The 26,532-nt window shown below is 64.1% G+C and carries 21 protein-coding genes; 15 read left to right on the top strand and 6 right to left on the bottom strand.

Going from position 1 to position 26,532, the window contains the following annotated elements; all coding sequences use genetic code 11:
- Positions 1–94: 94 nt before the first annotated feature.
- Positions 95–1,639, top strand: coding sequence for an MFS transporter (locus BEP01S_RS00105; RefSeq protein WP_062239058.1), 1,545 nt, complete (start codon positions 95–97; stop codon positions 1,637–1,639).
- A gap of 206 nt (positions 1,640–1,845) precedes the next feature.
- Here BEP01S_RS00105 and BEP01S_RS00100 read toward each other — a convergent pair whose 3' ends face one another.
- The 3 genes from BEP01S_RS00100 to BEP01S_RS00090 are packed head-to-tail and all read right to left on the bottom strand — an operon-like array spanning position 1,846 to position 5,103.
- Positions 1,846–3,393 carry a tripartite tricarboxylate transporter permease gene (locus tag BEP01S_RS00100; RefSeq protein ID WP_062239054.1) on the bottom strand — a complete coding sequence of 516 codons (1,548 nt, stop codon included), beginning with the start codon at positions 3,391–3,393 and terminating at the stop codon, positions 1,846–1,848.
- Position 3,394: 1 nt separating this feature from the next.
- Entirely contained in the window at positions 3,395–4,069 is a 675-nt protein-coding gene (locus tag BEP01S_RS00095) for a tripartite tricarboxylate transporter TctB family protein (protein ID WP_062239051.1), read from the bottom strand.
- Complete coding sequence (locus BEP01S_RS00090) at positions 4,066–5,103, bottom strand: Bug family tripartite tricarboxylate transporter substrate binding protein (RefSeq protein ID WP_083532381.1); 1,038 nt, start codon at positions 5,101–5,103, stop codon at positions 4,066–4,068. The genes BEP01S_RS00095 and BEP01S_RS00090 overlap by 4 nt, the downstream gene beginning before the upstream one ends.
- 193 nt (positions 5,104–5,296) lie before the next feature.
- Between BEP01S_RS00090 and BEP01S_RS00085 the strand changes: the two genes are divergently transcribed.
- The 10 genes from BEP01S_RS00085 to BEP01S_RS00040 all read left to right on the top strand — a co-directional run bounded on the left by BEP01S_RS00085 (position 5,297) and on the right by BEP01S_RS00040 (position 18,045).
- Positions 5,297–7,573: a S9 family peptidase gene (locus BEP01S_RS00085; RefSeq protein WP_062239043.1), complete on the top strand. Its 2,277-nt coding sequence runs from the start codon at positions 5,297–5,299 to the stop codon at positions 7,571–7,573.
- A 264-nt stretch (positions 7,574–7,837) separates the two neighbouring features.
- On the top strand, positions 7,838–8,815 hold the full coding sequence (locus tag BEP01S_RS00080; RefSeq protein ID WP_062239041.1) for an ABC transporter substrate-binding protein: 978 nt from the start codon (positions 7,838–7,840) through the stop codon (positions 8,813–8,815).
- A 145-nt stretch (positions 8,816–8,960) separates the two neighbouring features.
- Positions 8,961–9,944, top strand: a complete 984-nt coding sequence (locus tag BEP01S_RS00075; RefSeq protein ID WP_062239038.1) for an ABC transporter permease — start codon at positions 8,961–8,963, stop codon at positions 9,942–9,944.
- Positions 9,945–9,949: 5 nt separating this feature from the next.
- The gene (locus tag BEP01S_RS00070) at positions 9,950–10,741 is read left to right on the top strand and encodes an ABC transporter ATP-binding protein (protein ID WP_039209292.1); all 792 of its coding nucleotides are present in this window, start codon (positions 9,950–9,952) and stop codon (positions 10,739–10,741) included.
- 130 nt (positions 10,742–10,871) lie between these two features.
- Positions 10,872–11,474, top strand: a complete 603-nt coding sequence (locus BEP01S_RS00065) for a TetR/AcrR family transcriptional regulator (RefSeq protein ID WP_083532380.1) — start codon at positions 10,872–10,874, stop codon at positions 11,472–11,474.
- A complete protein-coding gene (locus BEP01S_RS00060) occupies positions 11,471–11,830 on the top strand; it encodes a DMT family transporter (RefSeq protein WP_062239035.1) in 360 nt (119 codons plus the stop codon). Before BEP01S_RS00065 ends, BEP01S_RS00060 begins: the two co-directional genes overlap by 4 nt.
- Positions 11,827–12,141 carry a DMT family transporter gene (locus BEP01S_RS00055; RefSeq protein ID WP_062239032.1) on the top strand — a complete coding sequence of 105 codons (315 nt, stop codon included), beginning with the start codon at positions 11,827–11,829 and terminating at the stop codon, positions 12,139–12,141. Before BEP01S_RS00060 ends, BEP01S_RS00055 begins: the two co-directional genes overlap by 4 nt.
- 466 nt (positions 12,142–12,607) lie before the next feature.
- Positions 12,608–14,818 (top strand): BCCT family transporter, encoded by a 2,211-nt coding sequence (locus BEP01S_RS00050; protein WP_062239405.1) that lies wholly within the window; start codon positions 12,608–12,610, stop codon positions 14,816–14,818.
- Positions 14,815–16,404 carry a choline-sulfatase gene (betC, locus tag BEP01S_RS00045; protein WP_062239029.1) on the top strand — a complete coding sequence of 530 codons (1,590 nt, stop codon included), beginning with the start codon at positions 14,815–14,817 and terminating at the stop codon, positions 16,402–16,404. Before BEP01S_RS00050 ends, betC begins: the two co-directional genes overlap by 4 nt.
- Before the next feature lie 240 nt (positions 16,405–16,644).
- Positions 16,645–18,045, top strand: coding sequence for a TIGR01777 family oxidoreductase (locus BEP01S_RS00040; protein WP_062239027.1), 1,401 nt, complete (start codon positions 16,645–16,647; stop codon positions 18,043–18,045).
- An 85-nt stretch (positions 18,046–18,130) separates the two neighbouring features.
- Here BEP01S_RS00040 and BEP01S_RS00035 read toward each other — a convergent pair whose 3' ends face one another.
- Positions 18,131–19,360 carry a cobalamin-independent methionine synthase II family protein gene (locus BEP01S_RS00035; RefSeq protein ID WP_062239403.1) on the bottom strand — a complete coding sequence of 410 codons (1,230 nt, stop codon included), beginning with the start codon at positions 19,358–19,360 and terminating at the stop codon, positions 18,131–18,133.
- 286 nt (positions 19,361–19,646) lie between these two features.
- Here BEP01S_RS00035 and BEP01S_RS00030 point away from each other — a divergent pair, with 286 nt between their 5' ends.
- Genes BEP01S_RS00030 through BEP01S_RS00020 form a run of 3 tightly spaced genes read left to right on the top strand, consistent with a single transcriptional unit; the run spans position 19,647 to position 21,797 of the window.
- Positions 19,647–20,357, top strand: coding sequence for a hypothetical protein (locus tag BEP01S_RS00030; protein WP_157070465.1), 711 nt, complete (start codon positions 19,647–19,649; stop codon positions 20,355–20,357).
- Between the two features lie 9 nt (positions 20,358–20,366).
- On the top strand, positions 20,367–21,203 hold the full coding sequence (locus BEP01S_RS00025) for a hypothetical protein (protein ID WP_157070464.1): 837 nt from the start codon (positions 20,367–20,369) through the stop codon (positions 21,201–21,203).
- 48 nt (positions 21,204–21,251) lie between these two features.
- Positions 21,252–21,797, top strand: coding sequence for a hypothetical protein (locus BEP01S_RS00020; RefSeq protein ID WP_062239021.1), 546 nt, complete (start codon positions 21,252–21,254; stop codon positions 21,795–21,797).
- Positions 21,798–21,929: 132 nt separating this feature from the next.
- Here BEP01S_RS00020 and purL read toward each other — a convergent pair whose 3' ends face one another.
- Positions 21,930–24,314 (bottom strand): phosphoribosylformylglycinamidine synthase subunit PurL, encoded by a 2,385-nt coding sequence (gene purL / locus BEP01S_RS00015; RefSeq protein ID WP_062239019.1) that lies wholly within the window; start codon positions 24,312–24,314, stop codon positions 21,930–21,932.
- A 210-nt stretch (positions 24,315–24,524) separates the two neighbouring features.
- On the opposite strand from purL, the gene trhO reads away from it, so the two are divergent.
- The gene (gene trhO, locus BEP01S_RS00010) at positions 24,525–25,436 is read left to right on the top strand and encodes an oxygen-dependent tRNA uridine(34) hydroxylase TrhO (protein ID WP_039209475.1); all 912 of its coding nucleotides are present in this window, start codon (positions 24,525–24,527) and stop codon (positions 25,434–25,436) included.
- A gap of 25 nt (positions 25,437–25,461) precedes the next feature.
- Here the strand turns inward: trhO and BEP01S_RS00005 are convergent, their stop codons facing one another.
- On the bottom strand, positions 25,462–26,478 hold the full coding sequence (locus BEP01S_RS00005; protein WP_062239017.1) for an epimerase: 1,017 nt from the start codon (positions 26,476–26,478) through the stop codon (positions 25,462–25,464).
- Positions 26,479–26,532 lie beyond the last annotated feature (54 nt).

Here is a 26,532-nt window from a genome sequence, read left to right as displayed (position 1 = left end):
CGGCCGGGCCTGTATCTGCGCAGTACCTGAGCATCTCGGTTGCAGCACGCCAACCGATTTTCAACTGTACCGTCCAGACGGTACAGTTGATGGCATGACGACGACACTGACTCCACAGCTGCGTGCCGGTCGGCGCGAATGGGCCGGTCTCGCGGTGCTCATGATCCCCGTGCTGCTGATCTCGATCGACAACACGGTCCTCGGCTTCGCGATCCCGGCAATCAGCACCGGCCTGCATCCGACGGGCACGCAGCTGCTGTGGATCGTCGACATCTACGCGCTCATGCTCGCCGGTCTGCTGGTGGCCATGGGCAGCCTCGGTGATCGGGTCGGACGTCGCAAGCTGCTCATCATCGGGTCCGTCGGCTTTGGTGCGGCCTCGCTGCTCGCGGCGTTCTCCACCTCCGCCGAGATGCTCATCCTCGCCCGCGCACTGCTCGGCATCTTCGGCGCTACCCTCATGCCATCGACACTGTCGCTCATCCGCAACATCTTCAACCATGACAAGGACCGTCGCATCGCGATCGCCACCTGGGCCGCGATGTTCTCCGGTGGTGCCGCACTCGGGCCCATCGTCGGCGGCTTCCTGCTCGAGCACTTCCATTGGAGCTCGGTCTTCTTCATCAACCTGCCGCTCATCGCGCTCTTCATTCCCGCTGCTGCAGTTCTGCTGCCCGAATCGCGTGATCCGAACCCGGGCCGCTTCGACACGTTCTCCATCATCCTGTCGATGCTCGCCCTGGCCCCGCTCGTCTTTGCCATCAAACACAGCATGGCGTCTGGCGCCGACTTCCTCTTCTGGCTCAGCCTGTCCGTGGCTATCGTCGCCGGAGCCAGCTTCGTCCTCCGCCAGCTCGCCACTCCGAACCCGATGCTCGACGTCCGTCTGTTCGCGAACTTCGTATTCACCTCGGCGGTGGTGTCGAACCTGTTGAGCATCATGGGACTGGCAGGGTTCCTCTACTTCGGCACCCAGCTGCTCCAGCTCGTGCTCGGACTCTCACCGATCGACGCCGCCCTTGTGCTCATCCCGGGGCTCATTACCTCGGTTGCGGCCGGCTATCTGGCAGTGCCGCTCATCGCCCGCTTCGAACCGCGCGTCGTCGTGCCCTGCGCGCTCGCGCTCAACGCGGTCGGCATGGGCATCATCGCCTTCACCTCCGAACACTCCGTGATGGGAATGCTGCTGGCCTTCCTCATCCTCGGCGTCGGACTCGGCACCGCCGAGGTCATCACGAACGACCTCATCCTCGCCGCAGTCCCCGCGCACAAGGCCGGAGCTGCCTCGGCGATATCGGAAACCGCGTACGAATTCGGGTCCGTCATGGGAACGACCGTGCTCGGTGGACTCTCGACCTTCATGTACGGATCCGCGCTGCAGTCCGCGATCGGGGACAAAGCGGACAGAGCTCAGTTCGATACGCTCGGCTCCGCGCTCGAATACGCGTCCGGGCTGAGTGGTGCAGCCGGTGAACGAATCACCGAGGCGGCCGTGTCTGCCTTCGACTTCGGCGTGCAGTGGGCCGCCGGTGCGGCCGTCGTCCTCGTCCTCGTGGCCGCCGTGCTCACGAGCTTTGGCCTCAAGGGGGCCGGGCGACTCCTGCCGGGAGCTGCCGCCGGTGCTGACTCCGACCGCTGACCGGACTGGTTAGCGGGCCCTCGGGCGGCGGGTGGCTGGCCCGACAACCCTCGATCAAGCAGAAGCGCGGATATCGGGACGTAAACGTCCCGATATCCGCGCTTGGCCTTGAACGACGGTTAGTTGGCTGGCGAACCGCGCTTGGGCTTGAACGACAGCCAGGTGCCGCCCTTCGGCTTGAACGACGGCCAGGTGCCGCCGCTGGGTCAGAGGCTGATCGACTCTGTGGAGTTCGATGCTCCTGACGTCGCCTGCCTCTGGCGCTTTCGGGCCAGCACTCGGCCGATGCCGGTGTAGACGAGAGCAGCGATGAGCACGACGTAGATGACGATCGTGATCGGCGACGACACCAGAGTCGACGCATCACCGCCGGCGGCCAGCAGAGCATCGCGCAGGTTCGACTCGGCCAAGGGCCCGAGCACCATGCCGATCATCAGCGGCGCCAACGGCACACCGTAGCGCTTGAGCACGAAGCTCAGCACACCGATGCCCAAGAGGATGAGCAGCTCGAACGTCGAGGCGGAAGTCGCATAGATGCCCAGTCCGCAGAAGACGGCGATGCCGCCGTAGAGGTACGGGTCCGGGATCTTCAGCAGCTTCGCCCACAGCGGAGCGAACGGCAGGTTGATGATGAGCAGGACGATCATCGCGACGAAGAAGCTCGCAAGCAGACCCCAGACCAGCTCGGGGGAGCGGTCGAAGAGCAGCGGCCCGGGCTGGATGCCGTACTGACGGAAGGCAGCCAACATGATCGCCGCCGTCGCCGAGATCGGCAGACCCAGTGCCAGCAGGGCGCCCATGGCGATGCCCGTCGTCGCCGATCCGGCCGCCTCGGGGGCGGCAAGACCACGGATCGCACCCTTGCCGAACTGCGGATCCTTCCGGCGGGAATCGAGCTTGCGCTCCAAACCGTAGGCCATGAACGTCGGAACATCGGCACCGCCGACGGGGATGACGCCGAAGGGCAGACCGATCGCGGTTCCGCGCAGCCATGCCGGCAGCGCCTCGCCGACCTCCTTGCGCGAGAGGAACGGACGACCCGAGGAGTTGATCGTGTTGTCCTTGGTCTGACGGCGGATGCGAGAGGCGATGAAGAACACCTCGCCGAGGGCGAGCACACCCACGGTCACCGTGACCAGGGAGACGCCGTCGAAGAGCTCGGGGACGCCGAGCGTGAACCGCTCCGTGCCCGAGACCGAGTCGATGCCGATGACGGTGATGCCGATGCCCAGCACCAGAGCAGTGAGCCCCTTGAGCACCGAATCGGCGACCACCGAGGAGGTGGCGACGAAGGCGAAGAGCGCGAGGGCGAAGAACTCGGCCGGGCCGAAGCTCGTCGACAGGTCGGCCAGAGCCGGTGCGACGAAGACGACGAGGAAGCAGGAGATGAACCCGCCGATGAACGCGCCGATCGCGGCCGTAGCCAGAGCCTGTGGGGCGCGCCCTGACTTGGCCATCTTGTGGCCTTCGAACGTCGAGGCGATCGCAGAGGCCTGGCCCGGTGTGTTCATGAGGATGGCCATCGTCGAGTCGCCGAAGAGCCCACCGAAGTAGACGCCGGCGAACATGATGAACGCACCCGTGGGATCCAGAGCGAAGGTCATCGGAAGCAGCAGTGCCACGGCCATCGACGACCCGAGGCCCGGCAGCACACCGACGGCGGTGCCGAGGAAGCAGCCGACGAGGACCCACAGCAGGTTCATCGGCGTCAGAGCGTGTGTGAACCCTTCGAAGAGGGACATGAGGGCGTCCATATCAGAAGCCACCTCCCAGAATTCCCGAAGGAAGATTGAGCCCCAGCAGCACCGCGAAGGCGATGTAGACCAGGGACGAGAACGTCAGTGCCAGAGTGAGGTCGAACAGCGGCTTCTTCGAGCCCATCGACCGGGCCACGCACCAGAACAGCAGGGCTGCGGCGATGATCCATCCGGCGAATTCGAGGAGGAACGCGAACGCCGCGAACCCGCCGGCGCCCCAGGCCAGGGACACGAAGTCACTGTGCGTGCGATGCTTCGCATCTGCTTTGCGCGCCGCGGCCAGAGCTGCTCGATCCTTCTCCGGCTCGTCTTCTTCGTGAGGAGAGAGTCGAGAGGCCGAGACCGCCGACGTGACCGGAGTCGAGAACGCCTTGTCCTCCTCGGCCGCGGCCGGCAGCTCATCGTCGACATCGACGGGTTCGGGATTGCGGATATAGGCGATGACCAGCATAATCGTCAGCGCGTAGCCGACGAGCATGATGATCGTCGGGAAGAACTGCGGGCCAGGTTTGTCCGCATCCGCAGGCACCTCCATGGTGAGGATGCCGATGAGCAGATAGGTCGAGAACGCCCCCATGATGAGGGGGACGATGAGCCCTGACCGTCCCTGCCACCAGGTGCCCGCGCCGAGGTGGCCCGTCCGCTCCGTCTTCGCCGTCGTCTGTGCGCTCACAGTCCCAACTCCTTCAGCAGCTTCTCCACTCGGGAGCTGTCCTCCTTGATGAACTCCGCGAATTCCTCGCCGGTCTGCCACACGTCGGTCCACTTGTTCCGATCGAGGGCGTCCTTCCACGCCGCACTGTCACGGGTCTTCTGCAGGATCTCGAGGAGCTGAGCGGAGTCGTCGCCGGTGATATCCGGTGCTCCGAGCCAGCCGCGCCAGTTCGTCAGCGTGACCTCGTAGCCCTGTTCGGACATGGTCGGCACGTCGTCGAAGCCCTCGATGCGTTTGGGTGCAGCCACGCCGATGGCTTTGACGCGTCCGGCCTCGATCTGGTCGGAGACCTCGTTGAAGCCGCAGGAGGCGAAATCGGTGGTGCCCGAAAGCAGAGTCTGGATGGCTTCACCGCCGCCGGACTTCGGAATGTAGGTGATGTCCGAGGCGGAGATCCCGCCGAGCAGCGCCAGCTGAGCGATGGTCAGATGGTCGACCGAGCCGGCCGAACCGCCCGTCCACACGAATCCCTTCGGATCCTTCTTCCACGCGCCGATGACATCGTCGATCGTGTTGTGCGGAGAATCGGCGGCGGCGATGAGTACGTCATAGTCCTCGGCCACTCGGGCGAGCAGAGTCGTGTTGTCGAAGCCGACCGGTGACTTGTTCAGGGCGATTCCGCCGACCATGGCGGTGCCGGTGGCCAGGATCGTGTCCGCCTGACCGTGCATGGTCGAGAATTTGCCGAGCCCGATGGTGCCGCCGGCACCCGGGATGTTGACGACCTGGGCGTTGTTCGCGAGCCGCTCGACGCGCATGGCCTGCTGGGTCTCGCGAGCGAACCCGTCCCAGCCGCCGCCGGCGCCGGCCGGAGCGATGAGGGTGAGATTCGATGACAGGTCACCCTTCGCCGAGGCGGCCTTGACCGAGTAGGTCGTCGCCGTTCCGATCGCCGCCAAGGCGATCGCCCCGTAGGCGATGCGACCGAAGGTTCGTCGCGAAGGATGAGAGGATTCCGACACGGAATCCTCGGGAGGTGGCGCCTTTGGCACGGACTTCTCCTTTGAAGGCAGGTGTGATGTGAGACTCACCTTAGAGGTTGCTGAGTGTCAACGGCGTGCTTGTGCTCACTCTGCGCTTTCTGCTCATTGCGCGCGTTGAGTGCATTCTGCTCACCTGGTGGTGTCGAGGGGTGAGGCAGTGACGAGGTGCGGGTGTTCGTGGGACGGCGGATAGGCTGGCGTCATGAGCGAAAATTCCGGCAACGACTCCGCAACCTCGACGACCGCGACTCCGACATCGGCGCCGGTGGCGAAGAAGGTCCCATTCGAGCGCACTCATCACGGCCACACTTTCATCGACGACTACGAGTGGATGCGTGAGAAGGAATCGCCCGAGGTCATCGCCCACCTCGAAGCGGAGAACGCCTGGACCAGCGCGCAGACCGCTCACCTCGAAGGCCTCCAGAACTCGATCTTCACCGAGATCAAGACGCGCATCAAAGAGACTGATATGTCCGTGCCCAACCGGCGCGGGAGCTACTGGTACTTCTCCCGCACGAAAGCAGGACTCGACTACGGAATCAGCGTCCGGATCCCCGTCTCGGACCCCGACGACTGGACCCCGCCGGAGGTCGGCGAAGAGCCTCTGCCCGGAGAGGAAGTCGTCTTCGACTCGAACATCGCCGCCGAAGGTCAGGAGTTCTTCTCCCTCGGCTCCTTCTCACTCTCCGACGACGGCAGCCGACTCCTCTACGGCGTCGACACCACCGGCGACGAACGCTACACCCTCCACGTCCGCGACCTCATCACGGGAGACGACCTCGCCGACACGATCGACGGCACCTTCGCCGGAGCCTCGCTCGACCCGAGCGGACGCTACGTCTTCTACACCACCGTTGACGACGCTTGGCGACCGGAGAAAGTGTGGCGCCACGTCGTCGGCACCGACAGCAGCGACGATGTGTGCATCTTCCACGAACCCGATGAGCGCTTCTTCGTCGGATCGGGCTTCTCGCGCTCGGGCCGGATGATGTTCGTCGTCACCGGATCGAAGACGACCACCGGATACTGGAGCATCAGCGCCGACGATCTCGAAGCCGAACCGCAGGAGATCTGGCCCCGGGTCGACGGAGTCGAATACAACGTCGAGCACGCCGTCATCGGCGGTGAAGACCGATTCTTCATCACCCACAATCGCAACCGCGCCGACTTCGACCTCGTCGACGTTCCCGTCGCCGACCCGACCGCACCCGGCCGCGACGTCATCGTCACCGAATCCGGTGCAGGCACTGACGGCGAGCTGAGCATCAACGATCTGCGCATCGAAGACGTCGACGCCTTCGCCGACTTCATCGTGCTCAGCTACCGTCGCGGCGGCTTCGCACGCGTCGGCATCATTCGCTTGGGGGACTCCTCCTCTCCGTTCGCTCCGCTGCAGGAGCTGCCCTTCGGTCGGGAGACCGGGTCACTCTATGTGGGCAACAACCCCGAGTTCGAGCAGGCGAGCATCCGACTGCATTTCACCTCCATGTCCACACCCGCCGTGATCTATTCCCACAGGGTCGCAGACGGCACTGACACGGTTCTCAAGCGTCAGCCAGTTCTCGGATCGGTCGATCTGGACGACTACACCGAAACCCTCCTATGGGCGAAGGCCGCAGACGGCACCGATATCCCGGTCTCGGTCGTATTCCGCAAGGATCTTCACCGATTCGACGGCGGCACTGCCTCGGCGACGGCGGGGACAGGCGACGGTGCGGACGAGATGAACGGCGGGGCCGCCTCGGCGAAAGTCGAGCCGGCACCGCTGCTCCTCTACGGGTACGGCTCCTACGAAGCGAGCATGGACCCGTACTTCTCGGTCTCGCGGCTGTCGCTGCTCGACCGGGGCGTCGTCTTCGCCATCGCCCACGTGCGCGGCGGCGGAGAAATGGGCCGACACTGGTACGACCAGGGCAAGACCACGGCGAAGAAGAACACGTTCACCGACTTCATCGACGTCGCCCGCCACCTCATCGACACCGGATGGACGAGCCCGGACCGGCTCGTGGCCAGCGGCGGATCGGCCGGCGGACTGCTCATGGGCGCGATTGCGAATATGGCGCCTGAGCTCTTCGCCGGAATCAGCGCCGAAGTGCCCTTCGTCGACGCGCTGACTTCGATCCTCATGCCCGAGCTGCCGCTGACCGTCATCGAATGGGAGGAGTGGGGCGACCCGCTCCATGATCCGGAGGTCTACGAGTACATGCGCTCGTACTCTCCCTACGAAAACGTCACCGAGGCGGCTTACCCGCAGATCTTGGCCGTGACCTCGCTCAACGACACCCGAGTCCTCTACGTCGAACCCGCGAAATGGGTCGCCCGACTCCGCGAGGTCGGTGCGAACGCCCTGCTCAAGACCGAAATGGTCGCCGGGCACGGGGGAGCCTCCGGGCGGTATGACGCCTGGAAGGAGATCGCCTTCGAGTACGCATGGATCCTCGATGTGCTGGGACGATCGGATATCGAAATCGAGGCCTGAGGGGACGTCTGTCGCCGCAGATAACGATACTGGGACGATTGTCTCCAAAACCCGGATTCGGCACCCGGTGTCAGTGCCGGGCCATACAGTGGATATCATCACATTCGACGTGATGCGCGTCATGATCTCAGAACGGTCTGGGTGAAGGCGGCGCATCATTCATCTGCATTGCCGTCATTTCCTTGCGCGCGAGGGAAAACGGTGCCGAATGCAGAATTCGTGACGGATCCGCACCGGCGGACCGAAATTCCGAAAGGGAGAAGAATGCGTCTCAGGAAAGTAGCCACAGCGATGGTGGCAGTCGGTTCGATTCTTGCGGTTTCGGCCTGCGGCGGCGGTGAGAGCGGAGGCGGCGAAGGCGATTCGTTCTCCATCGGCGTCTCGCAGCTCGTGCAGCACCCGGCGCTCGACGCCGCCACCGAAGGCTTCAAGAAGTCCTTCGAGGACGCCGGCGTCGACGTCGAATGGGATGTGCAGAACGCCCAGGGCGAACAGGCCAATGCGACCTCGATCGCCCAGCAGTTCGCCAGCGACGACCTCGACCTGGTTCTGGCTGTCGCTACCCCGGCCGCCCAGGCCGCAGCTCAGGCGATCTCCGACAAGCCCGTGCTCTTCACCGCCGTCACCGACGCCGAAGAAGCCGGACTCGTCGACTCCAACGACAAGCCCGGCGGCAACGTCACCGGCACCTCCGACCTCAACCCGGTCGAAGAGCAGCTGAAGCTGGTCAAGGACGTCAAGCCCGATGCGAAGACCGTCGGCATCGTCTACAGCTCCGGTGAGGTCAACTCGCAGGTGCAGGTCGATCTCGCGAAGAAGGCCGCAAAGGGCCTCGACGTGAAGATCAAGGAAGCGACGATCGCGAACTCGGGCGAACTCGCTCAGGCAGTGGACTCGCTCGGCAAGGTCGACGCCTACTACGTGCCCACCGACAACAACGTGGTCTCGGCAGTGTCGACGATGGTCCAGGCGGCAGAGAAGAACAAGGCTCTGCTCGTCGGGTCGGAAGCCGGCCAAGTCGAATCCGGTGCGGCGATCACCCGCGGCATCGACTACACGAAGCTCGGTGAACAGACCGGTGAAATGGCTCTGAAGATCCTCCAGGACGGAAAGAAGCCCGCCGAGATGCCCGTCGAGACCAGCTCTAACCTCGAACTCGTCGTCAACCCGAAGGCTGCCAAGGCCCAGGGCGTCGAGATTCCGAAGAAGCTCGTCGATGAAGCCGACAAGGTCATCGAGTAACCGACACCAGTCACACCCTGTGACCCGGTGCGTGGAGTCCTGACTTCTCCGACCGCACCGACGTCACCGGCCCCGAGGCCGCCGGCGCTCCCGCCGACGACCTCGGGGCCACCACGAACCACACACCAGAAATGAACGGAAACCCATGTTCGGAGCATTGGAGCTCGGGCTCATCTACGGCGCGATGGCGCTCGGGGTCTATCTGACCTTCAAGGTCCTCAACTTCCCCGACCTCACCGTCGACGGAAGCTTCACCACGGGCGGCGCCACCGCAGCCTCCCTCATCATCGCCGGGGTCAACCCCTTCCTGGCCACTCTCGCCGCAATCGGCGCGGGACTCATCGCCGGCTACATCACCGGCCTGCTCCATACGAAGGGCGGCATCGACGGACTGCTCGCTGGAATCCTCACGATGATCGGCTTGTGGTCGATCAACCTCCGGATCATGGGGAAGGCGAACCTGCCGCTCCTGCGAGAGGACACAGTGTTCACCCCGCTGCGCGAGAACATGCTCATGGGCGGCTGGGCATCGATTGCGATCCTGCTCGTGTTCGCCCTCATCCTCAAATTCGCCATCGACTGGTTCCTCACTACTGATCTCGGTCTGGCCATCCAGGCGACCGGCAACAACAAAGAGATGATCCGCAGCCTCGGCGTGAACACAGACAACTCGACGATGCTCACCCTGGCGCTGTCGAACGGATTCGTCGCCCTCTGCGGCGCACTCATCGCCCAATACCAGGGATTCTCCGATATCAGCATGGGCATCGGCCTCATTCTCGTCGGACTCGCCTCGGTCATCCTCGGCCAGGCCGTCTTCGGCAGCCGCAACATCTTCATGGCCAGCCTCGGCGCACTGCTCGGATCGGTCTTCTACCGACTCATCATCTTCCTCGCTCTGCGCGCCGGCCTCGATACGAACGATATGAAGCTGACGACCGCACTGCTCGTCGTCATCGCACTTCTGCTGCCCAGATGGGGCTTCCTCAAGCGGATCCCCTCACTGCGCGGACGCGGAAACCGCGCGGCCGCCTCGGTGCCGGCGGGAACGACCGATATGAAGGACCCGGCCGAAGTCGCCGATATCCCCGCCGGGGCCACCGGCGCCCGAGCCGGGAAGGAGATCTGAGACCCATGCTCAAGATCGACAACATCTCGAAGACCTTCTTCCCGGGCACCGTCAACGAACGCAAGGCGCTGCAAGGGCTCTCGCTCGAACTCGACGAATCCGACTTCGTCACCGTCATCGGTTCCAACGGCGCCGGAAAGTCGACGCTGCTCAACACCATCTCCGGACGTCTGCCCATCGACACGGGTTCGATCACCATCGACGGCGCCGAGGTATCGAAGATGCCCGAGTACAAACGGGCGAAATACCTGGGGCGAGTCTTCCAGGACCCGATGGCCGGCACCGCTCCGGACCTCACGATCGAACAGAACCTCTCGCTTGCGCTCAAGCGCGGAAAGCCGCGTGGGCTGGGGCGGGGGACCACCTCGGAGCGGCGCGAACACTTCAAGGACGAGCTGGCCACTCTCGAACTCGGCCTGGAGAACCGGCTGAAGACGAAGGTCGGGCTGCTCTCCGGTGGTCAGAGGCAGGCGCTGAGCCTGCTCATGGCCGGATTCACCCAGCCGCGGATCCTGCTGCTCGACGAGCACACTGCCGCTCTTGACCCGCAGCGTGCCGCCCTGGTGTCGGCCCTGACGAAGAAGATCGTCGAAGCCGACGGGCTGACCACACTTATGGTCACGCACAATATGGAGCAGGCGATCGCGCTGGGCAACCGGCTGATCATGATGCACGAAGGACGGATCATCTACCAGGCTTCGGCCGAGGAGAAGAAGGACCTGACCGTCGAGACCCTGCTCGGTGAATTCTCGAAACTCAAGGGAGCGACTCTGGGCGACCGGGCGCTGCTCAACTGAGCTGAGAATTCGCGCGCGGCCAGATCGACGGCCTGCAGGCGAGAACGAGGGGCGGTTCGCACCGACAAGGTGCGGGCCGCCCTCTTGTTTTGCTTTGGCTACTTTACCAACCGGTTGGTAAAGTAGCGGTATGGCAAGTGATGGACGGATGCGGATTCTCGAAGCGGCGAAGGCTCTGGCTGAGTCGCATGATTCGGTGCAGGGTGTGACCATCTCACTCGAGTCGGTCGCGCAGAAGGCTGGGCTGACGAAGCCGGGTCTGATGTATCACTTCCCGTCGAAGGAAGCGCTCATGCTCGGGCTCGTCGACCACGCCGCCGAAGAATGGGCGCAGCGACTGTGCAAGCACACCGGGCAATCGAGTCAGGACCTGACGAGCTTCGACCGGCACCGTGCCTACGTCACCGTGGCCACCACCGCTGAGGTCTCCCGCGCCGACTACTGGATCTTCTCCGATGCGCTCTATCACCCGAAGCTGTCGCGGGCCTGGAGTGAACACCTCGGCCCGTGGTTCGACACCACCGGACTCGACCCACGCGCGGTGTCTCTGCTGACCGCGGCCCGGTTCTGTGCCGACGGTGCGTGGATGTCCGAAGCCACCGGAGTGTTTCCCTCCGATGACCTCACGGCCGTGTGCCGACACGCCCTCTCGCTCATCGACGCCGCTGAGCAGATGTCCGACGGTGCTGCTGAAGAAACGTCTACCGATACTGAGACGGAGGTGACCGAATGAACTTGAAACGACTGTTGCTGCTCGTCGCAGCCATCCTCGCCGAGGTGGCCGCCACCCTGATGCTGCGCGCATCGGTCTCCGACCCTGTCTGGATCCCCGGGGTCGTCGTCCTCTACGCCACAGCCTTCTTCATCCTCGGCCTCACCCAGAGACTGGGCATGCCGCTCGGCGCCGTCTATGCCACGTGGTCGGCCAGCGGGGTCGCCCTCGTCGCCGTGCTCGGCATCGTGTTCTTCGGGGAACTCCTGAGCATCGGCGCCATCATCGGCATCGCCCTCATCATCATCGGCGTCATCCTCGTCGAATCCGGCACCCCCGAAGAATCCGAGACCGTCGGAGCGGAGGTGACCGAATGAGTTGGCTGTGGCTGGCACTGTCGATCCTCAGCGAAGTCGCCGGCACGCTGTGCCTGCGTGCGAGCGCCGGACTGCAGCGCAAGATCTGGTTCATCCCCGTGGCGATCAGCTACACCGCGGCCTTCTTCTTCCTCGGCCGCACCCTCGCCGAGGGGATGCCGCTCGGCGTCGCCTATGGTCTGTGGGCGGCCTGCGGAGTCGCCCTGGTCTGCTTGCTCTCCCGCGTGATCTGGAAGGATCCGCTGACGCGGAAGGCGCTGCTGGGCATCGGCTTCATCACCGTCGGAGTCATCCTCGTCGAAATCGGCTGACGCGGCCGTACCGGGTTGCACATGCCATACCCGGTTGCCCCGACCACGTCTGGCTGACTCGGCCATAAGCGGCCGACCAGGCCAGCGGTTCTCCTGCTTGTTGCTGAGAATTTATTGTGAAGCCTCAAGGAAGCTGTTATCGTCCGAAGATATGACCCCTCTCGGATTCAACGACCTCCGCCGCTGCGGATGGTCGACCCCGAATCGAGAGCGCCCGAGCTGTGGCTTCGCCAATGATTCCTGGGAACCCATGGCCATCGGCTGGTGGGGCGGCGAGCCTTAGTCACTGATCGCCGATCCGCAGACCTCCTGCCTGATCGACGACCGCCGGCCGGTCGCATCTACTGAATTCCGACTTGTACCCGATGTGCGTTCATGCCATCGGGCCATGATGCGTTTGACTCCGTGCACGGCACCGATCGATTTCGGCGGTTTCCGCAACAATCGAAAGAGTGTGAACCGACACATGACAGATGACTCCACCCGAACCGACGGACAGGATCCGGGCCCGGATCAGCAGTCCGATTCCACCACCGAGGCGGCTCGCCGTGCACCACGCGAGCGAATCATGGCCGATGCCCGCCGAGTGAGGGACGACGCCAAACGCGTCGGCCGCGAGACCGGGCGCAACCTCGGCCAGTTCGACTACCGCCGCCCGCGGGGTCCCGTGAAGGCCGATCTCGAAGATACGCACGGCCACTACCCGCACGACACCCACCCGATCCTCGTGCCCGGAATCGCCATCGACGAACAGCGGCGCAAGTACTCGCTGGACAAGATCATCTTCGCGATCGCCGGCGGCCTCACCGTCGCCTTCGTCATCTGGGGCATCACGAGCCCATCCAGCGTTGCCACCGTCGCTCAGACGGCCTACGACTGGGCCACGCTCAACGTCGGTTGGCTGTTCAACCTCGTCGCGATCATCATCCTCGTCTCCCTGCTCATCCTCGCGTTCTCCTCGTACGGCAAGATCCCCTTGGGCAAGGACGGGGAGAAAGCGGAGTTCAGCACCTTCTCCTGGGTCGCCATGCTCTTCGCCGCGGGCATCGGCATCGGCGTCCTCTTCTTCGGACCGTCCGAGCCCCTGACCTACTTCATCTCACCGCCTCCGCTGACGAATGATCCGGAGACCACCGAGGCGCTCCACGGTGCGATGGCCCAGACCTACTTCCACTGGGGCTTCCACGCCTGGGCGATGTACGCGCTCGTCGGCGGGGCCATCGCCTACGCCGCCTACCGTCGCGGCCGTTCGCTGCTGCTGTCCTCGATCTTCCAGACTCTGTTCGGCAAGCGCCAGACCGAGGGCTTCGCCGGCAAGCTCGTCGACATCTTCGCGATCGTCGCCACTCTCTTCGGCACGGCCGCGGCCCTCGGCATCGCAGCAATGCAGATCGGCACGGGCGTCAGCATCGTCGCAGATGCGGGACCGATGACGAACAATGCGCTGGTCATCATCATCCTCGTCCTCACCCTCGGCTTCATCATCTCCGCGGTCTCCGGCGTCTCGAAGGGAATCCGCTACCTGTCGTCGATCAACATCGTGCTGACCGTCGGCATCGTCGCGCTCGTGCTGTTCCTCGGGCCCACGCTCTACCTGCTCAACCTGCTGCCCTCGGCGCTCATGGAATACCTCGGCTCGATGTTCGACATGATGGGCCGGTCCCTGTCCTGGGGCGCCGAGACTCAGGAATTCCAGTCCCTGTGGACCGTCTACTACTGGGCCTGGTGGATCTCCTGGTCGCCGTTCGTCGGCACCTTCATCGCCCGCATTTCCCGCGGTCGCTCGATCCGCCAGTTCATCCTCGGCACCATCTTCATCCCCTCGACGCTGCTCTTCGTCGCCTACGGAATCATGGGCGGAACCTCCATCTGGATGTACCGGTCCGGAGCATCGGGCTTCACCGACAGCATGGAAGCCCCCGAGGTGTTCTTCACCCTCATCGACAACCTTCCGTATGTCGAATGGCTGCCCTTCGTCGTCATCATCGTCCTGTCGATCTTCTTCATCACCTCCGCGGATTCCGCCTCGGTGGTCATGGGCATGCTCACCAGCCGTGGTGATCAGGAACCGAAGAAGTGGGTCGTCGTGTTCTGGGGCCTGGTGATGTCGGGCATCGCCGTGGTGATGCTCCTCCTCGGCGACGCCAGCGCGCTCGAAGGACTCCAACAGCTCGTCATCGTCACCGCGGTGCCGTTCGCCTTCGTCATGCTCTTCATCATCGTCGCCTGGTTCAAGGAGCTGCGCACGGATCCGCGCGCCCTGCGTCGCCAGTACGCGCTCAACGCGGTGGACAACGCCGTGGTCGCCGGTGCCGATGCCTATGGTGACGACTTTGCCCTCCAGGTCGTGCCCACCGAACCCGGTGACGGCGCGAACGGCGGAATCGATTCCGAACACGAGGACTACACCGACTGGTACCAGCGCACCGACGAGAACGGCGAACCCGTCGGCTTCGACTACGAAACCGGCGAATGGGCCGACGGTTGGACACCGGACGACGATTCCGCGAACTCAGAGGAATCCTCGTCGACTGAGGAATCCACCGACACCGAGGCGACCGCCGCCTCCACGACCGACGCGGACTCCGGGACCGCCTCGGCGACCGAATCAGACCCGGACCCAGCGAACGATTCCGAAGCCGCAGTCGGCTCCGACCGCAGAGAGGACCCCTCATGATCGCCCCGAACATCGTCGTCATCCAAGCCGATCAGATGGCTGCCCAGGCCCTGGGCGCCTATGGCGATGCGGCCGCGCTGACACCGAACATGGATGCCCTGGCTGCCGACGGAGCCGTCTTCGACCGCGCGTACTGCAATACCCCGCTGTGCTCGCCGTCGCGGGCATCGATGATGACCGGACGTATGCCCTCGGAGATCGACTGCCTGGACAACGGCGATGACTTCGCGGCCTCCGTGCCGACCTTCGCCCACCGACTGCGCAAGCTCGGCTACCACACCGCGCTGATCGGGCGGATGCACTTCATCGGCCCTGATCAGCACCACGGTTTCGAAGAGCGCCTGACCACCGACGTGTACCCGGCCGACCTCGACATGGTGCCCGACTGGAACCGTCCCCTGGAGCAGAAGCTGCAGTGGTACCACGAGGCCGACCCCGTGTTCACCGCCGGTGCGGCGACCGCGAACGTCCAGCAGGACTTCGACGACGAGGTGATCTTCAAGACCCTGCGTCACCTCAACGACCGCAAGCGCGCGAACCAGGCCGCCGGGAGCGATCAGCCGTTCCTCATGGTCACCTCGTTCATCCACCCCCACGACCCGTACGAGCCGCCGAAGGTCAACTGGGACCGATTCGCCGAGGTGGCCATCCCGGACCCAGCCCATCCCGAGGTTCCCGATCAGGCCGTGGATCCGCACAGCCATCGCCTGCGCACTATGTGCGGCTTCGACGAACGCGAGCCGGGCATCGAGGACGTGCGTCGGGCTCGCCGCGCCTACTATGCGGCGGTCAACTACATCGATGATCACGTTGGGGCGATCCGGCGCAAGCTCGAAGAACTCGACCTGGCGGACAACACTGTCATCATCGTCACGAGCGACCACGGCGACATGCTGGGGGAGAAGGGGCTGTGGTTCAAGATGTCGCCCTACGAGCAGTCCTCCCGCGTCCCGCTCATCATCAACGGACCCGCCGAGGTGATCGCTCCGGGTCGGTACGCGAACCCGGTCAGCCTCGTCGACCTGGCGCCGACCCTGCTCGACATCGCCCAGGGCACGGCCGAGAACTCCGGCTCTTCGAAGGACTCGGCAGACGCGGAGGCGGGGGCCGCCTCGGCGATCGATGAAGGACTGACCGGAACCTCGATGCTCGAGTCCGCGCGTCGGGAAGCCGCCGGCGAAATCGGGCCTGCGGACCGCGACGTCGTCATCGAATACTTCGCCGAGGGCACCTACCGTCCGCAGGTCACGCTGGTCCGCGGCGACCTCAAGCTCACGATCTGCCCGGGCGATCCGGTGCTGCTCTTCGACCTGGCCGCGGACCCCGATGAGCTGGTCAACCGTGCCGAGGATCCGGCCTATGCCCAGCCGCTGCAGGAGATGCGCGAGCAGCTCGAGTCCCGTTACGATCTCGAGCACCTCGAGGAGCATGTGCTCGGTTCGCAGCGCAGCCGCCAGCTCGTCGCCGATGCGCTCAAGGTCGGTCGTGTCCGCCACTGGGACTTCGACCCGGAGCCGGAGCACGGCTACGTGCGCGGAGACTTCTGGTCGGCGTTCCGCTTCGGCAAGATCCCTGCCGCCGACTGACTCGTCGGCTTCTGCAGCGGATCGCGCTGCACTCGCTGGTTCAAAGTGTGGGCGTCCTGATTTCGATCAGGGCGCTCACACTTCTAACCCGCGGATGCGGAATGCGGACTCCGCCGGGCGGCCCCGGCAGGTCGGCTGGGAGGGTGAGCCGCCTCGGCGAGAACAATTCATGTGGACTTAGGTGAGTTGCGGGTCACATTCTCAGAAACCGGTGGCATCATTCGAGGTAGGAGGGATGCCATGACCATCTTTGAGTCGACATCTGAAGTTCCGCTCGGCGCGGAGACCACATTCGATTGGCATGCTCGGCCGGGAGCGCTGACCCGGCTCTCGCCTCACTGGGCGCAGGAGATCGTCGAAGAGAGCTATCCTCCGATCGCCCCGGGCTCGGTGGCGCAGGTGAAGACGAGCGTGCCCGGCACCTACGGTCTCGTGCGACGACCATTCAGCTCGGTGCATTCGGAGGGGCCGTCGCGTTTCTCCTTCGTCGATGAGCTGAAGAAGGGTCCGCTGAGCCAGTGGAAGCACACGCACGAGTTCACCTCGGTCGCCGGCGGGACGAAGATCGATGACCATATCGAATTCTCCATGGCTCCGCAGGGCTTCGACGTCATCGACTGGGGGCTCACTCACTACCTTGAGGCCACCTTCGACGCCCGCCGCAAGCGGATGCTCATGGACATCGACTTCCTCGAATCCACGAACGCGCCCCTGCTGACGCGGAAGAAGGGCAAGCACATCCTCATCGCCGGCGGCAGCGGAATGATCGGGCGCCAGGTCGCTGCCCTGTTCTCCACTGCCGGTCATTTCGTGCGGCTCCTCGTCCGCGAAACTCCGAAATTCCCCTACGAGGTGCACTGGAATCCGGATCTGGGAATCCTCAACCCACGGGATCTCGCCTGGGCGGATGCGGTGGTCCACCTCGGCGGACGACCAATCGCCACTCGGTTCACCAAGCACGCGAAGGATGAGATCTGGTCGTCGCGCATCGTTTCGACGAGGCTGCTCGTCGAAACGATGCGCGGTCTGCCCGAGGCGAAACGTCCGTCCGTCTTCGTCTGCGCCTCCGCGGTCGGCTATTACGGGGCGAAAGCAGACGAACCCGTCGACGAATCCGGACCGGCCGGTGAGGGATTCCTCGCCGAGGTATGCCAGAAATGGGAGGAGACTGCGGCCGGTGTCGAGGATGCCGGGATCAGACGAGTGTCGATTCGAACCGGAGTCGTCCTGAGCACCTTGGGTGGTCTGCTCAAACTGCAGGCGCCGCTGTTCCTCGCCGGCGCCGGCGGTCGCTTGGGCAGCGGGAAGCAGGCCTTGGCGTGGATCTCCCTGGACGATGTTGCACGGTCGTATGTGCACGCCGTCCTCTATGACTACGTGCGTGGGCCGGTCAATGCCGTTGCCCCGGAGCTCGTCACGCAGGCGGAATTCGCCGAGGCTCTCGCCGGTCACCTGCGCAGGCCCGCGTGGATCCCGACGCCCGGTTTCATCACGGAGATCATGCTCGGACGTGACGGGGCGAAGGAGCTCGCGTTGGCGGATCAGAGAGTGGTGCCGGAGAAGCTGCAGGAAACCGGATACCAGTTCGCCCACCCGACTTTGAGCGACTGCTTCGATGAGGAGCTCGGCGGCGGGGCGTGATACAGAAGTCCCCTCCGTTCGGCGTTAGAGCCGAGCGGAGGGGACAGGCGCTTCTGCTGTTGCTATCTGTTTCTGCAGCGCTGAGTCAGAAGCGCTTCGAAGCGATCTCCGCGCCTTCGGTCAGGGACTGCAGCTTCGCGACGGCGATGTCCGGGTGGACGCGTCCACCCAGACCGCAGTCGGTGGAGGCGACGACGTTCTCAGGTCCGACGAGCTTGGCGAATCGGCCGATGCGTTCGGCGACGAGTTCGGGATGCTCGACGACGTTCGTCGAGTGGGAGACGATTCCGGGGATGATGTACTTGCCCTCGGGCAGCTTCTTCTCTTCCCAGATCCGCCATTCGTGTTCGTGGCGGACGTTCGCGGCTTCGAAGGTGATGCCGGCGGCATTGATCGAGAGCACCTGGTCGACGATCTCGATGAACGGGAGGTCGGTGACGTGCGGTCCGTGCCAGGAGCCCCAACAGGTGTGCACGCGCACTTGAGCCGGGTCGATTCCGCGCAGCGCATGGTTGAGCGCATCGACGCGGACCTGGATGAACGAGCGGTAGTCATCGAAAGACGGTTCCGGGTTGATCTGGTCGAAGTTCTCCGCGAGGGAAGGATCGTCGATCTGGACGGTCAGCCCCGCCTCGGTGATGGCGAGGTATTCCTCACGCAGCACATCGGCCCATGCCCAGATGAACTCCTCTTCGGTGGCGTAGTGCTCGTTGGCGATGCGGGAGGCCGAACCGGGCGACAGTGCGTTGATGTAGCCTGCGCGCTCGTCGTAGCCCGCGGCAGCCAGACCGGCCTTGAGGTTCGCGATATCGCGGTTGACCTGGTCGTGGCCGATGTAGCTGATCGGGCCTGTGGCCTTCGGGAACTGGGGCTGGGTTCCGGTGTCGGTTCCGGCCTTCGGATCCGTGTAGACGTTCGGGAAGAGGTTGCGATCGCGGCGGTCGGGCATGCTCGTGAGCACGATATTGCCCGGGGTCGAACGGTTCGCCGGGATCTCCCAGAGGTCGATATCGTGGAGCTCGAGCCCGCCGGTGCGGGCGAATGAATAGTGCCACCAGGCGCCGTAGTCGAAGTCGGCGGCCATGGCGTGACCGTATTCGCCGTCGTTGGGCAGCGAGATGCCGAGGTTCTTCTGGCGCTTGACGAGGTCGGTGACGCTGGCGGCGAGGAGCTCGTCGAATTCCTGCTCCTGATCCTGCGACACGGACTCGCCGGCCAGGCGGGCGGTGTTCTGCGCCTGCTTGACCTTGTTGGCCTCGATGAGTTCGGGGGTGCGGGGTAAGGATCCCGCGTGGGATGTGCGAATCGTCGCCATGTCTGACTCCTCTTCCTTGATGGTCGTGTTGTTCGTCTGCGTTTCTGATGCGGTGGCCGTGGAACTGCCGAAGCCGCATCGTTCTTCTTCAGGCAATCACATTCGCAGTGGCGCATGTGTGGCTGTTGTCATCTTGGGTCACGTGGGCGCGAGTGATCTGCGTACGTGGGCGGCAATGTCAGATGCCGTTGTACGAGTGTCAGCTTTGCAACGTCATAGTCAGCCGCTGTCCGCCGAGAGTTCCTAGAGTGAAGACCTGAGTTCGACATGGCCCCAGGGTCCCGACGTGAACCAGTCGCGTCCGCACCCACAGAAGACGAGCCAGCTGCGCAGTCCTGGCACCTCCATTTCGGCCGCAGCCCACACCGAAATGTTCTCCCGGCTCATGCTCTGGTTCGCTAGGTGTCTGATCTGTCTCGCAGTCGCGCTCTACATTGTGCCGCCTCTGAACTCAGCGGTGTTGGCGGCACTGTTCCCGTTGCTTGGAATGATGAGTGGTCAGCTCATTACGGGGCTGCGTTCACTGCTCATCGTCTGGTGCGTCCCACTGGTCGTCGTTCCGATTCTGTCGCCGCCCTTCGCTTCGGCGGGGTCGCAGCTGCCGATGTCCTTCCTGCCGGACTTCATCCGCGTGCCAGCAGGACTGACTCTGTTCTTCGGCGTCACTTATCTTGCGTGGAACATTGTGCGCAATCGACGGTGGTGGATTCTGCTGCTCTCGTTTGTCTGGTCCGCTATCGTCGCTGTGGTCCAGCAGCTGATGTTCTTCGCGATGGTGTCATTCGGCGCGCCGCCCCTGCTGATGACGGCGGTGGTGGTGGCATTGTCCCTGTTGCTCGCGGTGGGCGGATTCGGCATCTTCCACCTGCTCGGGCGGATCAGAGGGGCAACAGTCTCCGCCTCCACCGCTCGATCAGATTCTGCTGGTGCCCGACCTCATCTTCAGTCGCGTGCCCGTGAGAGTTCTGCCTACATGGACCGTGTGTATGGGCCGTAGGGTGGAATCATGAGCTATGGATATCCTCCGGCACCATCGCAGCCTCCGACACCAGTAGACACGCAGGCCACAGCGGACGCGTCGGTCATCTCGAGTACGGCAGGATCACAGCATCCCGGATGGCTCGCACGGTCATTGTTCTGGGCGGCTCTCGTCGTCGGGGGACTCCCGGCGATTGTGCTGGCGCCCTTGCTCTCGGCCGGGCAGCAGAACTCACTCGTCCTCTACAGTGTCGGAACGATCGTGGGCGGCTGCCTGCGGCTGATCCTCGGCGCGATTGCGATCCTGCTGGTGAAGAATACGACGTGGGTGCGGAGGATAGTCGGCGCAGCGATCTTCGTGCTCGGCTGCCTTGCTCTGCTGGTCCTCAGCCCATTGATGTCAATGGTTGTGAGCATGAGCGAAGCCGGACCGGCAGATTCGATGCTGGCCATGGCGATCGTCCAAGGTGCCGTGAGTTCGGTCTACCTGTCCGCGCTGTTCTGCGGGTGGAACATCGCCCGCAACCGTCGATGGTGGATCCTCGTCATCGCTGTCGCTATCGCAGTGGTGCTGAATATCTTCAACACGGTCGTCAACCAGATGCTGGCAGCTCACTTGGCTGGGGGAGTCGCGGTCACGGTCGTCTTCCAAGCCATCTGGCTGGTCGTCGTCTTCGGTGTTCTCGGGCTCTGTCACTTGCTTGGTCGTGTGCGATCGGGAACGGTCCCAGTGACCAGCCAACCTAATTCGATTCCGCAGCAGGGGTACGCGCCACAATCCCATCCGCACACGGAACAGATGGCCCAGACCTACCAGAACCAGTGGCAACCTGGCCCCGAGCTCTGGTCCAACACCCGGCACTAGTTTCGAACAAGAGACACGACAAACCCGCGTAATTGAGCGAGGAACCTGATGCTGTTCTACATCGTCGCCGGTGAAGTACTGTTCTGGTTCGTTCTGCTCGCCGGAGTCTGCGCGAGATACCTTCTGCGCTGGAGAACTGTTTCGACGGTTCTCCTAGCAGCCACTCCGCTCATCGACATCGTCATCGTCGTCCTGACCTACATCGATCTGAACCGGGGAGCGACGTCGGACTTCAGCAATGGAATGGCCGCGTTCTACGTCGGCTTCTCCATAGTGTTCGGACCGGAGGCCATTGCCCGGGTCGACCGCCGATTCGCCCGTCGTCACTCGGACCTCAGCGAGGCCGAGCTGTCTGCAGTTCCGACCCGCACCAGTCTGGCGTACTGGCTGCGCTGCCTGAACGCATCTGCGATCACCATTGTTCTGCTGGCCATCGGAATCGCGATCGCGGGCCTGGCGGATTCCTTCTGGCTGATCTATTGGGTGATCGTCGCGGTCTTCACCGCTCTCGCCTGGGGCATCGTTGGACCCCTTCGTGACCGCCGGCGTCGCAGCAATCGCGACGATGCGACACCTGACGACTCACCCTCGTGACCGTCGCACCCGGCGAAGCTGGCCGGATATCGGAAGACAACGAAATGACCCCTCGGCCTCGAACAGACCGCTTGATGCTGGTCATGTCGAGGCCGAGGGGTCGTCTCAGCGTCAGGCTTTTACGGTCGTCGCTCAGACCGCGGTTTCGGTCACTGCCGCAACGTTTCCGCCGAACTGGTTGGGCAGGGTGCCCTCGTAGGTCTCACGCAGCTCGTCGAGGCCGATCGAGAAGTGATCGACGATGTCGAGGCTCGGATCCGGATCGCCGGAATCGGTCATGCCGATGCGCACGAACGGGAACCGGCGGGCCGTGCACATGTCCTTGAAGCGGACCTCTTCCGACCGCGGCACGGCCACGATCGCGCGAGCCGTCGATTCGGAGAACAGCGCGGTGAACACGTCGACGCCGTCACGCTCGCACACCTCGTCGAGCCAGATGCGCGCACCCGTGCCATAGCGCAGGCAGGACTCGACGAGCGCCTGCGACAGACCGCCTTCTGACAGGTCGTGCGCGGCATCGATCATGCCGTCACGCGAGCAGTTGATGAGGATCTCGCCGATCTCCTTCTCCGCTGCCGGCTTGTACTGCGGAGGAACCCCGCCGAGGTGGTCGGCCGTGACGTCGGCCCACGCCGAACCGTCGAGCTCCGCCTCGGTGGTGCCGAGCAGGTAGATGGTCTGGCCCGGCTCCTGCCAGCCACTCGGGGTGGCGCGGGTGACGTCATCGAAGACGCCGAGCACACCGACGACCGGAGTCGGGTGGATGGCCACTCCGCCGGTCTGGTTGTACAGGGACACGTTGCCGCCGGTGACGGGGATGCCCAGGTCCTGGCAGGCTTCGGCGAGTCCTTCGACGGCCTGTGCGAACTGCCACATGATCGCCGGATCCTCGGGCGAACCGAAGTTCAGACAGTCGGTGACCGCACGCGGAATGGCTCCGGAGGTCGTGACATTGCGGTAGGCCTCGGCCAGTGCGAGCTGGGCTCCGCGGGCCGGGTCGAGGAACGTGTAGCGACCGTTGGCATCGGTGGCGATGGCCACGCCCAGTCCGGACTCCTCGTCGACGCGGATGACTCCGGCATCGTCGGGGAACGCCTGTGCGGTGTTGCCCTGAACGTACTTGTCGTACTGGGAGGTGATCCACGACTTCGAAGCCAGGTTCGGGGAACCGGCGAGCTGCAGCACCGTCGAACGCAGTTCGTCATCGGAGGCCGGCTTTGCCAGGCCCGCTGCTTCGACGGTGTTCGCGGCCACCTCGGCGGTCCACGAGGGCTCGTTCATCGGGCGGTTGTAGACGGGGCCATCGTGGGCGACGGAGCGCGGGGGCACGTCGACGATGACATCGCCGCGCCATTCGATGATGAGGCGGCCGGTGTCGGTGACCTCGCCGAGCACGGAGGTCTCGACCTCCCACTTGCCGACGATGGCGAGGAACTCCTCGAGCCGATCGGGACGGACGACGGCCATCATGCGCTCCTGCGACTCCGACATGAGGATCTCCTCAGGGGTCAGCGTCTCGTCACGCAGCAGCACATCGTCGAGGGCGATGTGCATTCCGCCGTCGCCGTTGGACGCCAGCTCCGAGGTGGCGCAGGAGATTCCGGCCGCGCCGAGGTCCTGGATGCCTTCGACGACACCGGCGTGGAAGAGCTCGAGGCAGCATTCGATGAGCACCTTCTCGGCGAAGGGGTCACCGACCTGCACGGCAGGACGCTTCGACGGCTTCGTATCGTCGAAGGACTCCGAGGCGAGGATCGAGGCTCCGCCGATGCCGTCGCCACCGGTACGCGCACCGAAGAGGACGACCTTGTTGCCCTTGCCGGAAGCATTGGCCAGTCGGATGTCCTCATGGCGCATGACTCCGACGGCCAGGGCGTTGACCAGGGGGTTGCCCTGGTAGCTGGGATCGAAGACCGTTTCGCCGCCGATGTTGGGAAGGCCCAGTGAGTTGCCGTAGTTGCTGATGCCGGCGACGACTCCGTGGAGGACACGGGCGGTGTCCTGGTGGTCGATAGCGCCGAAACGCAGCTGATCCATCACGGCAACCGGGCGGGCGCCCATGGAGATGATGTCGCGGACGATTCCGCCGACGCCCGTGGCCGCACCCTGGTGGGGTTCGACGAAGCTGGGGCTGTTGTGGCTTTCGACCTTGAACGTCACGGCCCAGCCGTCACCGATGTCGACGACACCGGCGTTCTCGCCGATGCCGACGAGCAGGTGCTTCTTCATGTCCTCGGTGACCTTGTCACCGAACTTCGAGAGGTGGACCTTCGACGACTTGTACGAGCAGTGCTCGGACCACATGACCGAGTACATCGCCAATTCCGCCGAGGTAGGGCGACGTCCGAGGATCTCCTTGATCTGCTCGTATTCGTCGGCTTTGAGACCGAGATCGGCGAAGGGCTGATCGACGTCGGGGTTCGCCGCAGCGAACTCGACCGTCTCCTTGACCTGCTTCGCATTGTCCTGCGTGGGATCGACCTGCGTGGAATCCGCAGAACTGAGGTTTGACGACATGTCCTCTAAGGGGCCCTTTCATACGACACGGCACTCTCGCCCAATCTTAGCCGTGACCCCACCGCGCGGGCGAAGTGCGTCCACGGCCGGCCCACGGGTACCCGGGCACGGGTCGAGGCGGCTCGGCTGGGAACGGGCACGGCCGCGGTCGACCGCCTCGGCGAGGGGATCTGTGGGGAGCACCGGATGACCACAATTAGAATGGGGGTCATGGCAACTCCCAAGATCGTCCTGTTCTATGTCTTCACTCCGCTGCCCGACCCCGAAGCGGTCAAGCTGTGGCAGCATACCCTGGCCGAGAGCCTCGGGCTCAAGGGGCGGATCATCGTGTCGAAGGACGGCATCAACGCCACGGTCGGCGGGGACATCTTCGAAGTGAAGCAGTACGTTCGGGCGACGAAGTCCTATGCGCCGTTCAAAGGTGCGGACATCAAGTGGTCGAACGGCGAAGGGGACGACTTCCCCCGTCTGAGTGTGAAGGTGCGCGATGAACTCGTCACCTTCGGCACTCCGGACGAGATCAAAGTGACGGAAGACGGAGTCATGGGCGGCGGCCAGCACCTCAAGCCAGGAGCACTGCACAAACTCCTCGACGAACGGGGCGAAGAGGTTGTCTTCTTCGACGGTCGCAACGCGATGGAAGCGCAGATCGGGAAGTTCCGGGACGCGATCGTCCCCGATACGGACACCACTCGTGACTTCATCGCCGAGATCGAATCCGGCAAATACGACGACCTCAAGGACAAACCTGTCGTCACCTACTGCACCGGTGGCATCCGCTGCGAAGTCCTGTCCGTGCTCATGAAGAACCGCGGGTTCGAGGAGGTCTACCAGCTGGACGGCGGCATCGTCCGCTACGGCGAGACCTTCGGCAATTCCGGCTACTGGGACGGCTCTCTCTACGTGTTCGACAAGCGCATGCACGTCGAATTCGGCGACAATGTCGAATCGATCGGGCACTGCGTGTCCTGCGAAAAGAAGACCCCGGAATTCGTCAACTGTGCGAACCTCGACTGCCGCAAGCAGTACCTGCGGTGCACCGAATGCACGGAGAAGGGTCTGCAGCCCTATTGCGTCGACTGCGTCGAGCAGGGAATCCCCGCCGAGGCGGCCGCCGGCTGAGGCGTGTGAACTTACGGTGTCGAGTTCAGCGCAGCAGCTGTTTCGTCGCCGCCTCGATGTCGGTCCACTTGAAGTCGAACCCGGCCGCTTCGAGCCGTGAGGGCAGTACCCACCGACTCTTGAGTACGAGTTCCGATTCCTGGCGCAGGACGATCATCCCGGTCTCGAGCAGCCATCTGGGTGCAGGAACCCCGATGGGCATCCGTACGGCCTTGCGCAGCGCCTTCATGAGCGAGTGATTGTCCGAGACCTGTGGGTTAGAGGCGTTGATCGGGCCGCTGAGCTCTTCATGCTCGTCGATGAACCGGATTGCGCGGAGCACGTCTTCGATATGAACCCAGCTGAATCGCTGCCGGCCGTGAGTCGGCGGGTGTCCCCGCCAGATCGTCGGCCCTGACGCTTCCGGTCCGATCCCGCGATACCGGCGGTGTGGGAACCAGCGGCCTTCATGCTGTGCGCCGCCGGCTCCGAACCTGGCGGCTGTGGCCAGCATGTTCAACGCTGCTCCGTCGCCGAGCACGATCGCCATCCGCAGCGCAACACGTCTGGTCGCGGGCAGTGACCCGGAGAAGAACTCCTTCTCCCAAGCTTTGGCGATGTCGACCGAGAACCCCTCACCGATGTCACCGTCGTCCTCGGTCTGTGGTCGGTCCATCGCATGACGGTAGATCGTGGCCGTGCTCGAGTTGATCCACAGGCGCGGCGGCGCCGAGGCGGCCCCCACCGCAGCATTGAGAGTGCGGGTCGTGTCGACGCGGGAGTCCCAGATGACCTGTCGGTTCGCATCCGTGTACCGGCAGCCGACACTGCGGCCGGCGAGGTTGATGAGCAGGTCGGCTCCGTCGATGAGTTCGGCGATCAGGTCAGGGCGATCCCAGGTGGCATCGGCGGATGCGGGGGAGCGGCCGATCGTTCGCGTCGTGTATCCCCAAGTGCTCAGTGCATTGAGCAGCTCTCCGCCGATGAATCCCGATGCTCCGGCAACGACTGCGACCGGTTTCGGGGTACTCGTCGGCGATGTGTCAGTGGGTTCGAAGCTCATAAAAGGACGCTAACACCGAGCATTGATGGGCCCGTTGACGCGGTGGGGAAGTCA

The organism is Brevibacterium epidermidis NBRC 14811 (assembly GCF_001570805.1).
GTDB classification, from domain to species: Bacteria; Actinomycetota; Actinomycetes; order Actinomycetales; family Brevibacteriaceae; genus Brevibacterium; species Brevibacterium epidermidis.
Note: the sequence above shows the minus strand (reverse complement) of the source record. Positions and strands in the feature narration are given on the sequence as shown.